This window comes from Saccharopolyspora hirsuta (genome assembly GCF_008630535.1).
GTDB lineage: Bacteria > Actinomycetota > Actinomycetes > Mycobacteriales > Pseudonocardiaceae > Saccharopolyspora > Saccharopolyspora hirsuta.
Genome location: NZ_VWPH01000017.1, coordinates 1 through 16,355, shown reverse-complemented (window position 1 = coordinate 16,355; position 16,355 = coordinate 1). Strand labels below are relative to the sequence as shown.

Sequence of the window (16,355 nt, the reverse complement as noted above, 5' to 3'; positions counted from 1 at the left end):
CGAGCGGCTGCCGCCCGCCACCGCTCAGCGGGTGCGCAGTCCTTCCAGGACCCGCTCCACGCAGGCCTCCACGTCCGCCTTGGCCTGCTTCGGCTCGGCGGACCCGGCGATGGCCGTCGCGCCCGCCGACAGCGAGCCGAACACCACGCGGGCCAGCGCGTCGATCGGCAGCGGGTCGATCTCCCCGGACTCGACCAGCCCGGCGACCACGGTGCGGACCACCCCGAAGGTGTAGGACTCCTCCGCGGCCCGCCAGCGCTCCCAGCCCATCACCGCAGGCCCGTCCTGCACGACGATGCGCTGGTAGGACGGTTCCAGGCAGACCTGGAGGAAGGCGCTCAGCCCGGAGCGGGTGGCCTCCCACCGGTCCCCCGCGTCGGCCAGCACCCCGGCCAGCCGCGCGACGACGCCGGTCTCCACCGCGTCGAAGGCCGCCTCGAACAGCGCCTGCTTGCCGCCGAAGTGGTGGTAGAGCGCGCCCTTGGTGACCCGGGCGCGCTTGGCTATCTCCTCCAGCGAGGTGCCCGCGTAGCCGTGCTCGGTGAACAGCTCAACGGCGGAGTCCACCAGGGCTTGCCGAGTGGTCTCCGAGTACTCCAAACGTCGAGGTCGAGCTGTCGCCATGCTCACAACCCTAAGTCATACCGACGGTACGGAACCGTGCTACCCTCGGTACACCAACATACTCTCGGTATGCCGCACACCAGGGGTATCCCCCGGTCCGATCCCGGAGAGCGAACATGAGTTGGAACGACTTCCACCAGCGGCAGCACGCGATCGCGACGGTTCTCGACACCGCCCGGCAGAACCCGAGCCAAGCACTCGACCAGGTGCCCGCGCCCTTCTCCGACGCCACCGAACTGCTGCGCGCCCTGCAGTACAAGTGGACCCAGCAGCTGACCGGCCGGATCGACGTCGCGCTCGCCGAGACCGGCGACGCCGCGGACGGCGACCGGATCCAGGCGGTCACCGAGGCCTGGCGCCGCACCGCGGCGGCGAACCCGGCGCTCCGCGACCTGCTCGACCAGCACCAGGCGAACCCGGTGCTGCGCGCCGACTCGGCTCGCGAGCACCGGATGCTCGCGCTGGCCAGCGGCCTGGCCGAGCCCGGTGAACCGGACGCTGAGGTCGTCCGCGTCGGCCAGGCCTTCCTGCAGCTGGTCCGGGCCACGCCGACCGAACAGCGCAAGTCCTGCCTGCTGTCGCTGCGCTGAGCGATCAGCAGCGCTGGCGCAACCACTCCCGCGTCGCGGCGTCGACCGGTGCTTGGACCAGCAGCGTCGCGGTGTCGTCGGGCCGCAGCAGCGAGCACTCGAAGCTCAGCCGGACGTCGTCGGCCAGGACCGCGACCGGCCAGCTGCCGAACTCCCGCACCGCCCGGCAGCTCCACCGGTGCGCCAGGTCCGGTCGCAGCTCCCGCAGCCGCGCCACCACGTCGTCGGCGGGGAACCGGTCGGCCCGCGCGCGGAAGCGCAGGAAGAGCTCGTAGCGGAACTCCTCCTCCACCCCGGCGCTTCCGGCCAGGCCCAGCAGCAGGTTCGGCCCCGGATCCGGCCACACCGCGGTGTAAGCGGCGTTGCTCGCCAGCACGTCGAACCGCTGGTCCAGCAGCAGCGCGGGCGTCAGCGGCCAGCTGTCCAGCAGCGGCCGCAGCCTGGCCACCAGCCCGTCGTCGGCGACGCCGTCCGCCGCGAAGCCGCCGAGCGCGAGCAGGTGCCTGCGCTCCTCGTGCGTCATCCGCATCGTGCGCGCGAGCGACTCCAGGACCTCCCGCGAGGTCTGCACGCGCCCCTGCTCCAGCCAGGCGTACCAGGCCAGCCCCACGCCGGACTCGGCCGCGACCTCCTCCCGCCGCAGCCCCGGGGTCCGCCGCCTGCCGCGCACCGCGATGCCGAAGTCCGCCGGGTCGAGCCGCTCCCGGCAGGCCCGCAGGAACGCACCGAGCTCCCGGCGCCGATCACCGCTCATCGCGCCAGCCTATGACCTGGGGTAACCGCACAAGCCGACGCCTGGTCGGGATTCCGATCGCCGCGCAGGCTGGGGACGTCCCGCTGCTGAACAGGAAAGGACTCCCGTGCTCTGGCGCCGCAACCCCGACTCCTCGCACCTGACCGCACCCCGCACCTTCGTCCGCGTGTTCGTCGCCGAGTCGGAGCTCGAACCGACCACCGCCTGGTACGAGCAGCTCCTCGGCGTCGAACGCGACATGGTCATGCCGTACCCGGAGAAGGACCTCGCGCTCACCGCGGTCGGCGGTTTCCTGATCATCGCGGGCTCCGAGGCCTCGCTGGCCCCGTTCCGGCAGACCGTCGGCACCCTCCTGGTCGCCGACATCGGCCCGTACGAGCGGCTCTTCCAGCAGCAGGGCCTGGAGTTCGTGCAACCGCGCTTCCGGGCGCCCGTCGGCGAGGGCTGCACCGTCCGCCACCCGGACGGCACGGTGGTCGAGTACGTCCACCACCGACCGGCGGAGCACGAGCGCGGCTGATCCCCGGCAGGCGGTCAGAGCAGCGACTTCGCCTCGGCGATCAGCTCGACCTGGCGGTGGTAGTCGCTCCCGTCCACCCCGAAGGCGAGCTCGTCCACGCCCGCCTCGGCGTAGGCGGCGATGCGCTCGGCCGCCTGCTGCGGGCTGCCGGTGATGACGACTTCGGAGACCTTCTCCGGCGTCATCCCGAAGAACTCGCCCAGCTCGCGGAGCAGGGCGTCCCGCTCGGACCGGACCCCGGCGCCCAGGATGCTGTGCAGACCGAGCGAGATCCGCGGAACCGGCCGCCCCGCTTCGGCCGCGAACTCGCGCAGCCTGGCAGCTGCCGAGGCGACCTCCTCCGGGGTCAGCGCGGAGGGCAGCCAGTGGTCGCCGTAGGCGGCGGCGCGGCGCAGCACCGGATCGGCTGTGCCACCGCCGATGAGCAGCGGCGGGACCGGCACCCCCGGCGCGAGCGCGACCTGCGGCTCTCCCTCCGCGTCCGGCAGCGCGGTGGGCTCGCCCGAGATCAGGCCGGGCAGCACTCGGAGCGCGGAATCGAGCAGTCGCCCGCGCCGCGCGGTCGGGGCACCGACCGCCTGCCAGAAGGGCGTTCCCGGGAAGCCGCCGATGCCGAGCCCGAGCCGCACCCGGTTGCCCGACAGGTACTGCAGCGTCTGGACCTGCGCGGCGAGCATGACTTCGGGGCGCGTCGGGACGGACAGCACCCCGAAGTCCAGCTGGATCCGCTCGGTGACCGCAGCAGCGGTGGCCAGCACCGTCACCGCCTCCAGCGCGGGTGTGCCGTCGCCGACCAGCACGTCGGCGGTGCTCACCGAGTCGAGCCCGACCGCTTCCGCCCGGCGCGCGGCGGCGCCGATCCCCGTCGGCCCGAGCTCCTGGACCTCCGCCGTGGTCGGCAGGCTGACGCCGATCGCGATGCTGCTCATCCCGTACCTCCTGATCGTTCGGCTGCAACGATCATCGAAGTTCGAGTTAAGTAGAGGTCAACCCCGCCGGAGCAGCGAGATCACGCCACCGGAACCGCCGCCTGCGGAGCGGCCGCGAGGTCCGGCACCCGCAGCCGGAGGGCGTGCGCGGCGGTCAGCTCGCGCCGCGCGCGCACCGACGCGAGCACGCCGCGGATCATCGTCCGCGGTTCGACCGCGTTCGGCCGGACCAGCTCCACCGGCCACGGCAGCACGCGGCACAGCCGGAGCAGGAGCACGAACGGCAGCAGCACGATCTGCGCCGCGAGCTCCAGCGCCGCGCCGGAGAACAGGACCGCGAACCAGAGCAGGAACGGGATCGCGATGATGGCGGAGATCGGGTCGTCGCCGAGCCCGCTGGGCAGGCTGTCCACCGCGTCCTGGAACGACAGCTTCCGCCGCCACAGGAACCAGCGCCGCCGCCCGTAGGGGCTCAGTCGCTTCTCGACCAGCCGCCAGCGACGCGGGCTGATCGCCAACGGCGTGAACTCCGCCTGCTCCCCCGCCAGCAACGCCTCCGCACCGCCGAGCCCGCTGTTGCGCCCCAAGTGCTCGCGCAGCGCGCGGCGCATCCGCCGAGCGGCGGCGAGGGTGCCCACGCGCACGACCCCGGCGCGGCATCCGCAGGTGCCGATCTCCACCCGCCACCCCGTCCACATGCCCCGCCCGACCAGGGCAAATGGCATCAGCACGAGCACGAGGAGCAGTTCCAGCCAGCAGCCGAGCAGCACCAGGGCGAGCAGCAGGAGCCAGGCGAACCGCAGCGCCACCGAGATCGGCCCCTCGCTCAGCCGCGGCCAACGATCACCCGCCAGGCGCAGGCGCACCACGCGGTACCAGGGCGCCCACCGGATGCGCACCGTCCAGGATGTTGCAGACACAACCGAGCAGTATTCCCGGACCCGATCACCGGGACCGCTGGCACGACGAACCTACTGCGAGTAGGTTTCGGGCATGACGAGGTGGACCGCAGCCGACATCCCCGACCAGACCGGACGGACCGTGCTGATCACCGGCGCGAACTCCGGGCTGGGACACCGCAGCGCACTCGCCCTCGCCGAACGCGGGGCGCGCGTCCTCATCGCCTGCCGCAACGCCGAGAAGGGCCGCACCGCGCTCACCGAGATCGCCCGGACCGCGACCACGGCGCCCGAGCTCGTCGAGCTGGACCTCGCCGACCTCTCCTCCATCCGCAAGGCCGCCGAGGAGGTCCGCGAACGCACCGACGGCCTGGACGTCCTCATGAACAACGCCGGGGTGATGGCCACCCCGCGCCGCAGCACCCGGGACGGCTTCGAGCTGCAGATCGGCACCAACCACTTCGGGCACGCGGCGCTGACCTGGCTGCTCCTCCCCGCCCTGCGCCCCGGCGCGCGCGTGGTGACGGTGTCGAGCCTCGCCCACCACGGCGGCGGTCTGGACGTCGACGACCTCAACTTCACCCGCCGCCGCTACCACCCGGTGCGGGCCTACAGCCAGTCCAAGCTCGCCAACCTGCTGTTCGCGCTGGAGCTCGACCGCGCCGCGGAAGCAGCCGGACGCGACCTGATCAGCGTCGCCGCGCACCCGGGCATGGCGATGACCGAGCTGACCCGCAACTCCTCCCAGCTGCGCTCGCTGCCCACCCCGGTGACCAACGTCGTCAGCCTCGGCACCCGGCTGGTCACCCAACCGGCCGAGCAGGGCGCGCTGCCGCAGCTCTTCGCCGCCACCGCGCGCGGCGTCCGCGGCGGCGACTACTTCGGCCCAGGCGGCGTGGGCGAGGTCCGCGGCCACCCCGCCCGCGCCCGCCTGAGCAAGGCCGCCCGGGACCGCCGCACCGCCGAGCGGCTCTGGCAGGCCACCGCCGAGCACACCGGCATCGCCCCGAGCTGGTCGTGACCCAGCTCACCAGCACTTTCTTTCGCCTGGTGGAACGCGAAGCGAGATGACCACAGCGCATCCCGGGGGCGTAGCCTGGGGCGCGTGACTGTGGCGCCGGAGGGTCGCAAGCTGCTGCGGTTGGAGGCCCGCAACAGCCAGACCCCGATCGAGAAGAAGCCGTCGTGGATCAAGACCCGCGCGCGGATGGGACCTGAGTACCAGGAGCTCAAGGGCTTGGTCCGCCGCGAGGGGCTGCACACCGTCTGCGAGGAGGCGGGCTGTCCCAACATCTTCGAGTGCTGGGAGGACCGCGAGGCCACCTTCCTCATCGGCGGGGACCAGTGCACCCGCCGCTGCGACTTCTGCCAGATCGACACCGGCAAGCCGGCCGCGCTGGACGTCGAGGAGCCGCGCAAGGTCGCCGAGTCGGTGCAGGCCATGGGCCTGCGCTACTCGACGGTCACCGGCGTCGCCCGCGACGACCTGCCCGACGGCGGCGCGTGGCTGTACGCCGAGACGGTCCGCCAGATCCACGCGCTCAACCCGGGCACCGGCGTCGAGCTGCTGATCCCGGACTTCAACGCCAAGCCCGACCAGCTGGCCGAGGTCTTCGGCTCCCGGCCGGAGGTGCTGGCGCACAACCTGGAGACCGTGCCCAGCGTGTTCCGCCGGATCCGCCCCGGCTTCCGCTACGAGCGGTCGCTGCAGGTGATCTCCGAGGCGCGCGCGGCGGGCCTGGTGACCAAGTCGAACCTGATCCTCGGCATGGGCGAGACCCCGGACGAGGTGCGCCCGGCGCTGCAGGACCTGCACGACGCGGGCTGCGACATCATCACCATCACCCAGTACCTGCGCCCCAGCCCGCGCCACCACCCGGTGGACCGCTGGGTCAAGCCGGAGGAGTTCGTCGAGCACACCAAGGCGGCCGAGGAGATCGGCTTCCCCGGCGTGATGGCCGGACCGCTGGTGCGCTCCAGCTACCGCGCGGGCCGCCTGTACGCCAAGGCGACGGTGCACCGCGGCATGCCCCTCCCGGACAACCTGGCCCACCTGGCCAAGGAGGGCACCGCGGCCCAGGAGGCCACCAGCCTCCTCTCCCGCTGAGGCCCGTTTCCGCTGGTCATGACACGTGAGCACTTCGCGGGGCTAGAGCCCCTCGAAGTGCTCACGTGCATCTAGCAGGCAAAACGATCCAGGTGCGCCGCCGGGCCGGAGCTCACGGGTCGGTCACGCATCCGGGACCGCGTCTGCACCCGGCGCAGGTCGCGCCGTATCCTGAAATGCATGGCCAAGGAGGACAAGGCCGCCAAGAAAGCGGCGGCCAAAGAACGGCGCAAGGCAGCTCGGGGACGCTTCAAGCAGATCCTCGAGGTGTTCAAGATGCAGCGCCGGGAGGACAAGCTCCTCCTCCCGCTGATGCTCGGGGTGTTCCTCGGCGTGACCGCAGTGGTCTTCCTGCTGGGCATGATCTGGGGCCTGCACTGGGTGTTCCTCCCGGTGGGGCTGGCCTTCGGCCTGCTGGGCGCGGTGATCCTCTTCGGTCGCCGGGTGCAGTCCAGCGTGTACCGCAAGGCCGACGGGCAACCCGGTGCCGCCGGGTGGGCGCTGGACAACCTGCGCGGCCGGTGGGTGCTGACCCAGGCCGTGTCGGGCACCGCCCAGCTCGACGCCGTGCACCGGTTGATCGGCCGCCCCGGCGTCGTGCTGGTGGGCGAGGGTGCCCCGCACCGGGTCAAGTCGCTGATGGCGCAGGAGAAGAAGCGCGTCGCCCGGCTCGTCGGTGACACCCCGATCTACGAGATCGTGGTGGGCAACGAGGAGAACCAGGTTCCGCTGGCGAAGCTGCAGCAGCGGATCACCAAGCTGCCCCGCAACATCGGCCCGGCGCAGATCGACGCGATCGAGAACCGGCTCGCGGCGCTGGCCAACCGCGGCAACGCGATGCCGAAGGGCCCGATGCCGCAGGGCGCCAAGATGCGCAACGTGCAGCGCGCGGTGCGCCGCGCGCGGTAATCCACCAGGAACGAGGAGCGGGCTCGGGGTTCGTCCTCGAGCCCGCTCTTTCACGTCCGCGCCCCGGCGGGCCGAGCTCACCGGCGCAGCACGATGGTGCCGCTGAGCCGGTCGTGCCAGGAGCGGCCGTCGAAGTTCCACATCACGGCCGGGATGATCAGGAAGGTCAGCACGCAGCGCAGCGCGGCCCGCAGCGGTCCCACCATGACCGCGCCGTCGACCCGCGCCACCCAGATCCGCAGCGCGGCCATGCCCGGCGTGGCGCCGAAGAAGCTCACCGGGACCACGGTGATGACCGCCCAGGCCACCAGGCTCCAGTTCCCCGGGTAGTCCGGCATCGTGAACAGCGCTGCGACCAGCGCCGCCAGCACGATGTCGATGAGGAACGCCCCCAGGCGCCTGCCCACCGGCGCCGCCGAACCGGGACCGCGCTCGGGCAGCCCCAGCTTCTCACCGCGCCACTTGGGCCGGGATTCGTTCGCCTGCTCGCGCGCGTTGTTGAACGCGTTCTTCGGGGCGTCCAGCCACGATCCGACTCTTCGCACGTCATCCAGGGTACGTGCCGACCAGCGGAGCATCACGTTCGACCGGTTCGCGCAACCCCCACCACCCGAACAGGTCGCAGTTAACGCCAGCGAAACATTCGGGTGACGACGGAGCAACACCCACGACATACGGTGAGTACCGAGCCGGCGGCGGATCGTTCGACGTGGCGTCGGTGAGCTGTATCGAGTGCTGAAGGAGCCACCGAGCTTGTTCAAGAATCCAGACGAGGTCCTGCGCTTCATCGCCGACGAGGACGTGAAGTTCGTCGATGTCCGGTTCTGCGACCTGCCGGGCGTCATGCAGCACTTCACCGTGCCCGCCGCCGCGTTCGACCAGGACGCCTTCACCGAGGGGCTGGCCTTCGACGGCTCGTCCGTGCGTGGCTTCCAGTCCATCCACGAGTCGGACATGCTGCTGCTGCCCGACCCCTACACCGCGCGCCTCGACCCGTTCCGGGCCGAGAAGACGCTGATCCTGAACTTCTTCGTGCACGACCCGTTCACGCTGGAGCCCTACAGCCGCGACCCGCGCAACATCGCGCGCAAGGCCGAGCAGTACCTGAACGAGTCCGGCATCGCCGACACCGCGTTCTTCGGCGCCGAGGCCGAGTTCTACATCTTCGACTCGGTCAAGTTCGGCGAGGCCCCGAACAAGACCTTCGCCGAGGTCGACTCGATCGAGGGCTGGTGGAACACCGGCCGCGACGAGGAGGGCGGCAACCGCGGCTACAAGACCCGGATGAAGGGCGGCTACTTCCCGGTCTCGCCGTACGACCACTTCGCCGACCTGCGCGACCAGATGGTCACCCAGCTGATCAACTCCGGCTTCACCATCGAGCGGGCGCACCACGAGGTGGGCACCGGTGGCCAGGCCGAGATCAACTACAAGTTCAACACCCTGCTGCACGCGGCGGACGACCTGCAGCTGTTCAAGTACATCATCAAGAACACCGCGTGGCAGAACGGCAAGACCGTCACCTTCATGCCCAAGCCGCTGTTCGGCGACAACGGTTCCGGCATGCACAGCCACATGTCGCTGTGGAAGGACGGCAGCCCGCTGTTCTACGACGAGTCCGGTTACGCCGGGCTGTCGGACATGGCCCGCCACTACATCGGCGGCATCCTGCACCACGCGCCGAGCCTGCTGGCCTTCACCAACCCGACGGTGAACTCGTACCACCGCCTGGTGCCGGGCTACGAGGCCCCGGTGAACCTGGTGTACTCGCAGCGCAACCGCTCCGCCTGCATGCGCATCCCGATCACCGGCGCGAACCCGAAGGCCAAGCGCGTCGAGTTCCGCTGCCCGGACCCGTCCGGCAACCCGTACCTGGCGTTCGCCGCGATGATGATGGCCGGTCTGGACGGCGTGAAGAACAAGATCGAACCGGCCGAGCCGATCGACAAGGACCTCTACGAGCTGCCGCCGGAAGAGGCCAAGAACGTCCCGACCGTCCCGGACAACCTGGCCACGGTCATCGACAACCTGGAAGCCGACCACGACTTCCTGCTCGAGGGCGGCGTGTTCACGCCGGACCTGATCGAGACCTGGATCACCCTGAAGCGCGAGAACGAGATCGACCCGATCCGCCTCCGCCCGCACCCGCACGAGTTCTCCCTGTACTTCGACGTGTGATGTGCTGAACGCTCGGTGGCCCGTCAGCTCCGGCTGGCGGGCCACCTCGCGTTTCGGACGTGGATGTCCAGCCCGCTCGTCCCGGGCGCTGCCGGTACGCCAGCCGCACCACCGCGAACCGCTCCGCCGACACGTCGACCGAGCACGGTGTGAGGTGGTGATGTGCGCGTGGGGCGGGGAGAAGCTGTGCCACCCGGAGGCCAGGCTGCTGCTGGACTACGAGACCTCGCACGTGCCAGTGAGAGGGGCCTGGTGGTGCACGTGTTCGGCGCGGCGGACGGCCACCAGGAGGTGCTGGCCAGGCTCGCCGCGACCGTGGAATGACGAATGCCGAGATCGGCTATTAACAGCGGCTCAAATGCCCTGCCAGGGCTGCAGCGCGGCCCCGAGCACGCCGGGTTTGAAGCGCAGCAGCGCACCGGCGTACGGGTCGTCGAGGAGCGCGGGCTCGTCGTAGCCGTAGCACGCCGAGGTCACGTACATCTCCTCCAGCCGCGAACCGCCGAAGGCCAGGCTGGTGATCCGCCGGGTCGGCGCCCACAGCACGGTCTCGAGGTCTCCGCCGGGGGCGTAGCGGTGGATCCGGCCGGTCCAGTGCATCGCGACCCACACGCAGCCCTCGGCGTCCACCGCGATCCCCTCCGGGTTGCCCTCCGTCTCGGCGCACACCACCCACTGCCGCCCGGAGACCGCCAGCGCGCGCTCCGGGTCGTAGTCGTAGACCCAGATGGTGCGCGCGTCGACCAGGTACATCCTGCTGCCGTCCGGGCTCCAGGCCACCCCGCCAGCCGCGGTCACCCCGTCGACCAGCAACCGCGCCCGGTCCCCGTCGAGCACGTACAGCCCGCTGGCCTGGAGTTCGCGGGAGTGCGTCTGGGTCCCCGCCACGAACCGGCCCGCCGGGTCGCAGGCGCCCACCCCCATGCGATCGCCGTTGCGCACCTGGACGACCGGCTCCAGCGCCGACCGCGCGAGGTGCACCCGGGCGAACCCGCGTCCCGCAGCGGCGATCAGCTGGCCGTGCCGCGTCGCGCCGAGCGCCGTCACCGGCCCCGGCAGCACCCGGACCTCGTCCGCACCGGAATCCCGGTGGTACGTGTGCAATTCCCGGCGCAGCAGATCCACCCAGTGCACGCAATTGAGCGCGGGCATCCACAGCGGGCTCGCCCCGCACATCGCCTGCCGGTCGACGAGCACCTCGAAGTCCTCGGACATCGGCAGTCCCCTGTTCGCCGCCCTGCCTTCCTGCGCGCAGAGTACTGGCGAATTCGGCAATTCGGGACCGCCGACCGGGTTCGCCGAAAAACCCGTCCGCTGCGTCCTTTTCCGCGCCGCAAGCGGTCACCGCAAAACGGACCCGGAAAAAGCGCGCGCCGAACCGCGCTGCATCATCCGGACCACACAACCGCCTGCGCGCAGCCGAATTCCCGGCCGCGCGGCGGATCAGCGGAATGCGGCCGGATCGATGTCCCGCACGAAGCAAACCCGGTCGTGGCCGAGCCCGTCGTAATCGCGGTGCACCGGAATTCCGTCGATTTCGGCGTCCCCGGGGCTCAGCTGGAAACCCATGCTCCGGTGGAAGGCGATCGAACCGGTGTTGGCGGGCGAGGTGATGCAGTGCACGCGAGTGCGCCCGGACCGGGCAGCGGCGGCGAAGAATTCGCCGTACAACCGGCGCGCCAACCCGGACCGGCGCAACTCCGGATCGACCCCGACGAAGTGGATGTAGGCCTCCGCCGGGCGGTCGGCGGAACCGAAACCGATCAGGAATCCCGCCATCCGACCGCCCTGCTCCGCGATGAAGCTGGTGCTGGAGAAGTGCTGCAGGAACAGCCGGGGCACGAGCAGCGACAGCTCGCGGGCGGCTTCCGGGCTGCGCGAATCGGACCACCACCGCTGGATGGCCGACACGATCTCCGGGTGGTCCGCTTCCCTCGCAGTTCGCAGCTCGATCATGATCGCCACCCTAGTGCCGCGACCGGAAACGATCACGCGCCAGCTGCTCCCGCTCCGCGAGGGTCGGGGACGCGCGACCACCAGCAGGTCGACGACGTCGGGCTCCTCCGCCACCTCGGCGGGGAATGCCGCGCGCAGCCGTCCGCGCTCCTCGACGAGAAAGGCGCAGTTCGCGCGTCCTTCCGGCGCCAGCGCGCGACGCTCAGGCCCGCGAGACGGATGGCTTCGTCGTCGAGACGCGTCGCGGAACGCGGGGCCACTCCGCAGTGGTGCGCGACGCGCGGATCCACGGCACGTCAAAAGCGGTGGTGCTCCACCAGATCGCCAGCGCACCACCAAGGCGCAGGATGCGCAGCGCGTCCGGGAGCGAGCGGTCGGGTTCGGTCCACTGCCAGGACTGGGCGTACGTGATGAGGTCGCGGGAGGAATCGGCGAGCGGCAGGGCATCGCTGTCGCCTCGAACGACCGGCAGCACCTGGTGGAGCTGGGCGACCATCGCGCCACCGGGCTCAACGGCGATCACGTCAGCGCCCCGATCACACATGACGGCAGTCCCGATTCCGGTGCCCGCGCTGACGTCGGCCACCCGGGCACCGGCCAGCGGACGGCTCGCCGCGTAATGAGCAGCTGCCTGGTCGAACGAATGAGCACGCGAGCTGGCCGTCATCCGCTCATCACGCCCTCCTCCGCCGCAAGCTCCGGCCGAACGGGGTGCGCGGAACGCCCGGTCAGTCATAGGCAGAACTGGCACCCGAGACGGCTTCGCCGCGGTCCGTTCCCGAACATTGCCGCCCCAGCCCGGCGGCCGGTTCCAGCCCAGGCGCTCAGGAGCCGTAGAACACCCGCTCCACGACCGCCCGGGCGTGCCGGGTGACGCGCAGGTAGTCGTCGACGACCTCCCCGGTGTCCACCTCCGCCGGGTAGCCGAGCGCTGCGGCCACCGCGTTCAGCTCCCGCGTCTGCTTGGGCAGCTGGTCCCCCGGCTTGCCGCGCACCAGCATCACCGCGTTGCGCACGCGCATCGCCAGCGTCCACGCCTGCGCCAGCTCGTCGGCATCACCCGCGTCCAGCACACCTGCCTCGGTGGCGGCCCGCAGCCCGTCCAGCGTCGAGGTCGTGCGCAGCCCGGGGTGCTCGTGCGCGTGCTGCAGCTGCAGCAGCTGCAACGTCCACTCCACGTCGGCCAGACCGCCGCGGCCCAGCTTGGTGTGCGTGGCGGGGTCCGCACCGCGGGGCAGCCGCTCGGAATCGACCCGCGCCTTGATCCGGCGGATCTCCCGGGCCTTGGTCTCGTCCAGCCCGCCCTCCGGGTACCGGATCGGGTCGACGGCCCGGCAGAACCGCTCCCCCAGATCCTGGTCACCGGCGACGTGCCGCGCCCGCAGCAGCGCCTGCGCCTCCCACACCTCGCCCCACCTCCGGTAGTACGAGAGGTAGGAGTCCAGAGTGCGCACGAGCGCGCCTTGGCGCCCCTCAGGTCGCAGGTCGATGTCGACCTCCAGCGGCGGGTCCTGGCTCGGCGCGCCCAGCAACCGCCGGACCTGCTCGACCACCGTGGTCGCGAACCGCACCGCCGTCGTCTCGTCCGCGCCGTCGACCGGCTCGCACACGAACATCACGTCGGCGTCGGAGCCGTAACCGAGCTCCGCACCGCCCAAGCGCCCCATGCCGATCACCGCGATCCGCGCCGGGACATCGCCGGACGACTTCGCGGTGTCCCGGATCGACACGTCCAGCGCCGACTCCAGCACGGCCACCCAGATGTTCGACAGCGCCTGGAACACCGCGGTCGGCTCGACCAGGCCGAGCAGATCACCGCAGGCGATGCGCAACAGCTCGTGACGGCGCAACGACCGCGCCGCGGCGGCGGCGCGCGCCGGCTCCGAGTAGCGCGCCACCGTGCTGCGCAGCGAAATCGACGCCTCCATCGGGTCGCGTTCGGCCAGCGCGGGTGTGTCCGACAGCAGCCGCAGCACTTCCGGTGCGCGCACCAGCAGCTCCGGGACGAGCTTCGAGGTGCCGAGCAGCTGCGCCAGCCGCTCGGCCACCACACCCTCGTCCCGCAACAACCGCAGGTACCAAGGGGTTTCGGCCAACGCCTCGGACACCTTGCGGTACGCGAGCAACCCGCCGTCCGGATCCGGTGTGTTCGCCAGCAGGTCCAACAGCATCGGCAACAGCGTGCCCTGGATGCTCGCCCGCCTGGAGACCCCTGAGGTCAAAGCGCCGATATGGCGCAAAGCGCCCTCCGGCGAGGTGTAACCGAGTGCGGCCAGCCGCTCCACCGCCGCCGACGTCGTCAGGCGCAACGCCGCGGTCGGCACCTTCGCGACCGCTTCCAGCAGCGGGCGGTAGAACAACTTCTCGTGCAGCCGCCGAACCCGGCTGCTGTGCCGCCGGAACTCCGCGACCAACGCCTGCGCCGCCGTGTTCCGGCCGGTGGAGCGCAACCCGACCGCCCGGGCCAGCACGCCCAGCGCATCGCCGTCGTCGAAGGCCGGGAACAGGTGCGTCCGGCGCAGCTGCCGCAGCTGCAACCGGTGCTCGACGGTGCGCAGGAACCGGTAAGAATCCACCAGATCCGCCGCGTCGGTGCGGGCGACGTAACCGCCCTCCCCCAGCGCGCGCAGAGCGTCCATCGTGGACGTCAGGCGGAGCGAGTCGTCGCTGCGGCCGTGCACCATCTGCAGCAGCTGCACGGCGAACTCCACGTCGCGCAACCCGCCCCGGCCGAGCTTCAGCTCCCGCTCGGACAGCTCGGAGGGCACGTGGTCCTCGACCCGGCGCCGCATCGACCGCACGTCCGCCACGAAACCCTCGCGCTCGGCGGCGGTCCACACCAGCGGCTGGACCGCGGCGAGGTAGTCCGCGCCCAGCTCGGCGTCCCCGGCCACCGGCCGGGCCTTGAGCAGCGCCTGGAACTCCCACGTGCGCGCCCAGCGGCGGTAGTAGCTCAGGTGCCCGTCGAGGGTCCGCACCAGCGCCCCGGCCTTGCCCTCAGGGCGCAGCGCCGCGTCGACTTCGAAGAACGCCGGACCGGCCACCCGCATCATCAGGCTGGCCAGCCGGGTCGCGGCCGGGATGTCCGCCTCCTGGGCCGCCACGAACACGACGTCGACGTCGCTGACGTAGTTCAGCTCCCGGCCACCGCACTTGCCCATCGCGATCACCGCGAGTCGCGGCACCTCGTCCACCCCGGAGCGCTTCAGCTCGGCCACCGCGACCGAGAGGGCCGCGCGCAGCGCGGCGACGGCGACATCGGACAACGTCGCGGCCACGTCCTCGTACGACATGGCGGGCAGGGACGGATCGACGACCCCGGCCATGTCCTGCCCGGCGACGTCCATCAACAGCCCTCGGTAAGCCCGCCGGAGCGCACTGACCGCATCCGGCCCGTCCACCGCGGCGACCGGGCCACCGGGTGTCCCCGGAGCACCGCTCCCCTCAGCCCCCACTGCCGCCAGGAGCACCGAGGTCCGCTCCTCCAGCGTGCTCACCGGCGAAGCGTCCGAGCGCAGCCGCTGCCAGTCGTCCGGGTGCGCCACGAGGTGATCGGCGAAGGCGGTGGAGGCGCCGAGGACGCCGAACAACCGAGCGCGCAAGCCCGAATCATCCGCCAGTGCACGCGAAAGCTCGGCCCACCCCGCGTCCGCGGCATCCCGGAGGCGATCCAGGGAGTGCAGCGCCAGATCCGGGTCCGGGGTCCGCGACAACGCGGTCACGATCGGCTCGGCCTCCTCCGGGCCGCGGTCCGACCACCATCCGGCACGCCGCAGCTGGGCCTCAGCACGTGACGCATCGGTGAACCCGTAACGAGCGGGAGACGGCACCGAACCCGAGCGCGACGAGTTGCTGTTGGCCATTACCCGACCGTAGTCCGCCCGGCATCCCGGTGCGGACCCGACCTGGTGAGGATCACGCCAGCGGCAGGAATCTGCTGGCCTTGCGGTCCTCCGGCGGGGTCGCCACGAACCGCACGAACCGCTCGGCCACCGGCTGCCAGGTCTCGGCCAGGTCCGCGTGAAACTCGTCGAGGTGCTCCCGCTCCAGCTGTCCCGGCCGCGCCGCGGCCGCCGCGTCCGGGGACAGCTCGGCCCACTCCAGCACGAGGTCCGTCGTCGTCTCGATGTGGAACTGCAGCCCGTAGGCGCAGTCCCCGACGCGGAAAAGCTGGTTCTCGCACTTGGGCGAGGAGGCCAGCAGCTGCGCCGTCGGCGGCAGCATCGACACCTCGTCGTAGTGAAACTGCAGCACGTCCGGGGTCAGCGGAACCGGGCCGAACAGCGGGTCCTCCGCCGCGACGTCCCGCTTCGCGATGAGCAGCGTGCCGACCTCGGGTCCCTTGCGCGCCGCCCGCACCTGTCCCCCGGTTGCAGCGGCCAAGAGCTGCGCCCCGAGGCACAACGCCAGGACCGGTACTCGCTCGCCGACGGCCTTGCTGAGCAACGCCCGAACCCCGGCCAACCAAGGGTGCTGCGCGTCGTCGTACGCACCCATCTCACCGCCGAGCACGACCACCCCCTGGTGCTCGCTGAAGTCGGCGGGCAACTCCTGCTCGCTCGGCAGGACCACGTCGATCTCGGCCCCGGCCGCCACCAGCCACTCGCCGAGCGGCCCCGGAGGATCGGTCTTCGACGGCTGCACAACGAGAATCCGCACACCACCCATGCGGTCAGCGTACGACCTCGGAGCCCGAAGCCCCACAACTCTCCGCCGACTCACCGCACCACGTTCGACAGCGTGCACTTTCGTTGGAAATAAAGAGGGCCCCTCTTTTCCGGTCTATTGACTGGAAAAGAGGGGCCCTCTTTCATGTTGTGTGTCGGCGGTGTCTTACTCTCCCACACCCTGTCGAGTGCAGTACCATCAGCGCTGGGGAGCTTAGCTAC

The 16,355-nt window shown here is 71.3% G+C and carries 16 protein-coding genes; 6 read left to right on the top strand and 10 right to left on the bottom strand.

Annotated elements, in window-relative coordinates; all coding sequences use genetic code 11:
• Nucleotides 1–24: 24 nt before the first annotated feature.
• A complete protein-coding gene (locus F1721_RS29925) occupies nucleotides 25–624 on the bottom strand; it encodes a TetR/AcrR family transcriptional regulator (protein ID WP_150070180.1) in 600 nt (199 codons plus the stop codon).
• Nucleotides 625–740: 116 nt separating this feature from the next.
• On the opposite strand from F1721_RS29925, the gene F1721_RS29920 reads away from it, so the two are divergent.
• Nucleotides 741–1,214, top strand: a complete 474-nt coding sequence (locus F1721_RS29920; RefSeq protein WP_150070179.1) for a hypothetical protein — start codon at nucleotides 741–743, stop codon at nucleotides 1,212–1,214.
• A 4-nt stretch (nucleotides 1,215–1,218) separates the two neighbouring features.
• Here F1721_RS29920 and F1721_RS29915 read toward each other — a convergent pair whose 3' ends face one another.
• The gene (locus tag F1721_RS29915; RefSeq protein WP_150070178.1) at nucleotides 1,219–1,968 is read right to left on the bottom strand and encodes a helix-turn-helix domain-containing protein; all 750 of its coding nucleotides are present in this window, start codon (nucleotides 1,966–1,968) and stop codon (nucleotides 1,219–1,221) included.
• Nucleotides 1,969–2,074: 106 nt separating this feature from the next.
• Between F1721_RS29915 and F1721_RS29910 the strand changes: the two genes are divergently transcribed.
• Complete coding sequence (locus F1721_RS29910; protein WP_150070177.1) at nucleotides 2,075–2,488, top strand: VOC family protein; 414 nt, start codon at nucleotides 2,075–2,077, stop codon at nucleotides 2,486–2,488.
• 14 nt (nucleotides 2,489–2,502) lie between these two features.
• Here F1721_RS29910 and F1721_RS29905 read toward each other — a convergent pair whose 3' ends face one another.
• Both F1721_RS29905 and F1721_RS29900 read right to left on the bottom strand, forming a co-directional pair.
• Nucleotides 2,503–3,417 carry an LLM class flavin-dependent oxidoreductase gene (locus F1721_RS29905; RefSeq protein ID WP_150070176.1) on the bottom strand — a complete coding sequence of 305 codons (915 nt, stop codon included), beginning with the start codon at nucleotides 3,415–3,417 and terminating at the stop codon, nucleotides 2,503–2,505.
• An 80-nt stretch (nucleotides 3,418–3,497) separates the two neighbouring features.
• A complete protein-coding gene (locus tag F1721_RS29900) occupies nucleotides 3,498–4,337 on the bottom strand; it encodes a hypothetical protein (protein ID WP_170301656.1) in 840 nt (279 codons plus the stop codon).
• 73 nt (nucleotides 4,338–4,410) lie between these two features.
• Here F1721_RS29900 and F1721_RS29895 point away from each other — a divergent pair, with 73 nt between their 5' ends.
• The 3 genes from F1721_RS29895 to F1721_RS29885 all read left to right on the top strand — a co-directional run bounded on the left by F1721_RS29895 (nucleotide 4,411) and on the right by F1721_RS29885 (nucleotide 7,332).
• Complete coding sequence (locus F1721_RS29895; RefSeq protein ID WP_150070174.1) at nucleotides 4,411–5,337, top strand: oxidoreductase; 927 nt, start codon at nucleotides 4,411–4,413, stop codon at nucleotides 5,335–5,337.
• 84 nt (nucleotides 5,338–5,421) lie between these two features.
• Nucleotides 5,422–6,423, top strand: coding sequence for a lipoyl synthase (gene lipA / locus F1721_RS29890; RefSeq protein ID WP_150070173.1), 1,002 nt, complete (start codon nucleotides 5,422–5,424; stop codon nucleotides 6,421–6,423).
• Between the two features lie 180 nt (nucleotides 6,424–6,603).
• Nucleotides 6,604–7,332: a DUF4191 domain-containing protein gene (locus F1721_RS29885; protein ID WP_150070172.1), complete on the top strand. Its 729-nt coding sequence runs from the start codon at nucleotides 6,604–6,606 to the stop codon at nucleotides 7,330–7,332.
• A gap of 77 nt (nucleotides 7,333–7,409) precedes the next feature.
• On the opposite strand, the gene F1721_RS29880 is transcribed toward F1721_RS29885, so the two are convergent.
• Nucleotides 7,410–7,877, bottom strand: a complete 468-nt coding sequence (locus F1721_RS29880) for an RDD family protein (protein ID WP_150070171.1) — start codon at nucleotides 7,875–7,877, stop codon at nucleotides 7,410–7,412.
• Nucleotides 7,878–8,085: 208 nt separating this feature from the next.
• Between F1721_RS29880 and glnA the strand changes: the two genes are divergently transcribed.
• Nucleotides 8,086–9,510: a type I glutamate--ammonia ligase gene (gene glnA, locus F1721_RS29875; protein WP_150070170.1), complete on the top strand. Its 1,425-nt coding sequence runs from the start codon at nucleotides 8,086–8,088 to the stop codon at nucleotides 9,508–9,510.
• A gap of 354 nt (nucleotides 9,511–9,864) precedes the next feature.
• Here glnA and F1721_RS29870 read toward each other — a convergent pair whose 3' ends face one another.
• From F1721_RS29870 to F1721_RS29850, 5 genes are all read right to left on the bottom strand, one after another.
• On the bottom strand, nucleotides 9,865–10,725 hold the full coding sequence (locus F1721_RS29870) for an SMP-30/gluconolactonase/LRE family protein (RefSeq protein WP_150070169.1): 861 nt from the start codon (nucleotides 10,723–10,725) through the stop codon (nucleotides 9,865–9,867).
• Nucleotides 10,726–10,953: 228 nt separating this feature from the next.
• On the bottom strand, nucleotides 10,954–11,466 hold the full coding sequence (locus F1721_RS29865; protein WP_150070321.1) for a GNAT family N-acetyltransferase: 513 nt from the start codon (nucleotides 11,464–11,466) through the stop codon (nucleotides 10,954–10,956).
• A gap of 202 nt (nucleotides 11,467–11,668) precedes the next feature.
• A complete protein-coding gene (locus tag F1721_RS29860) occupies nucleotides 11,669–12,133 on the bottom strand; it encodes a class I SAM-dependent methyltransferase (protein WP_211840691.1) in 465 nt (154 codons plus the stop codon).
• 157 nt (nucleotides 12,134–12,290) lie between these two features.
• Nucleotides 12,291–15,329, bottom strand: coding sequence for a bifunctional [glutamine synthetase] adenylyltransferase/[glutamine synthetase]-adenylyl-L-tyrosine phosphorylase (locus F1721_RS29855; protein ID WP_150070168.1), 3,039 nt, complete (start codon nucleotides 15,327–15,329; stop codon nucleotides 12,291–12,293).
• A 52-nt stretch (nucleotides 15,330–15,381) separates the two neighbouring features.
• Entirely contained in the window at nucleotides 15,382–16,134 is a 753-nt protein-coding gene (locus F1721_RS29850) for a type 1 glutamine amidotransferase (protein WP_150070167.1), read from the bottom strand.
• Nucleotides 16,135–16,355: the final 221 nt, after the last annotated feature.